At 69.9% G+C, this 1,145-nt stretch carries 2 protein-coding genes and 1 pseudogene; 2 read left to right on the top strand and 1 reads right to left on the bottom strand.

Going from position 1 to position 1,145, the window contains the following annotated elements; translation table 11 throughout:
* Positions 1 to 315: phosphoribosyl-AMP cyclohydrolase (gene hisI, locus HC022_RS27125; RefSeq protein ID WP_175583756.1), on the bottom strand; the 315-nt coding region annotated here is incomplete at its 3' end.
* Positions 316 to 384: 69 nt separating this feature from the next.
* Here hisI and HC022_RS27120 point away from each other — a divergent pair.
* Together HC022_RS27120 and HC022_RS27115 are read left to right on the top strand one after the other, a co-directional pair.
* Positions 385 to 837 (top strand): iron-sulfur cluster assembly scaffold protein, encoded by a 453-nt coding sequence (locus HC022_RS27120; RefSeq protein ID WP_167454440.1) that lies wholly within the window; start codon positions 385 to 387, stop codon positions 835 to 837.
* 54 nt (positions 838 to 891) lie between these two features.
* Positions 892 to 1,145 (top strand): annotated as a pseudogene (locus tag HC022_RS27115) (methyl-accepting chemotaxis protein); the annotation flags it as partial.

The raw sequence follows: 1,145 nt of genomic DNA, 5'->3' as shown, positions 1-1,145 counted from the left end.
GGCGGTGTAGAAGCACGAGCGGCGGTTGGTGTGGCAGGCCGGGCCGGTCTGGCGCACCAGCGCCAGCAGGCAGTCGCGGGCGCAGTCGACGCGCAACTCCACAAGCGCCTGCACATGGCCCGAGCTCTCTCCCTTCACCCAGAAGGACGAGCGCGAGCGCGACCAATAGGTGACGCGGCCGCTCTCGAGCGTGCGCGCCACCGCGTCGGCGTTCATCCACGCCATCATCAGCACTTCGCCGGTCTCGGCCTCCTGCGCGATGCAGGGGATCAGGCCGCTGGCGTCATAGACCAAGGTATCGGGATCGAAGCCCATTTCGGAAAAACCCTTTTGCACCGGGGAAATCAGTGCCTATTTAAGGGGGGCTGTCGCAAAGGGAAAGCCATGTCCGCCGAGACCGACCTCATCAAGCTCTATTCGCAGCGCATCCTCGCCCTCGCCGCGGACATCCCGCGGACGGGGAGGCTCGAGACCCCGGATGCCAGCGTCAAGAAGCGTTCGCCGCTCTGCGGCTCGACCGTGACGGTCGATCTCGTGATGCGCGACGGGCGCGTCGCGGACTATGCGCAGGACGTGAGGGCCTGCGCGCTCGGCCCGCCCTCGGCCTCGGTCGTGGGCGGCGCCATCGTCGGCTGCCCCCCCGCCGAGATCGCCGCCGCGCGCGACGCGCTGCGGGCCATGCTCAGGGAGGACGGCCCCGCCCCCGCGGCTCCCTTCGACGACCTAGAGGTGCTGCGTCCGGCGCAGGCCTACAAGAACCGTCATGCCTCGATCATGCTGACGCTCGATGCCGCCACCGAGGCCGCGCAACAGGCGCAGGAAGCGCAATCCGCTTAAGCCGATGTTGAGAGTTCCGGCGCTATGCCTGTGCGAAAACAGCACGGGCCCGGAATGCAACACGATCCTTCCCTCACGGCGCCGGAGGCGACGCGCGAACTGGCCAGCCTGACCCGGGGCGCCTCGGCGCTCGGGCGCGAGGTTGTCGATATCGCGGGGTTCCTGCAGGCGCTCGATGCCCGCAGCCGCAGCCAGCTCACGTCGCTGACCGAGGTCGGGCGCGCCTCCGATAACGTCGCCGCCGCCACCGCCCGCGTCACCGGCGACATCCGCGACGTCGCCCAGAGCGCCGAGGACGCGGGGGCGCG

It is taken from the genome of Salipiger sp. HF18, assembly GCF_011806505.1.
Lineage (GTDB): Bacteria > Pseudomonadota > Alphaproteobacteria > Rhodobacterales > Rhodobacteraceae > Salipiger > Salipiger thiooxidans.
This window is presented reverse-complemented; position numbering and strand designations above follow the sequence as displayed.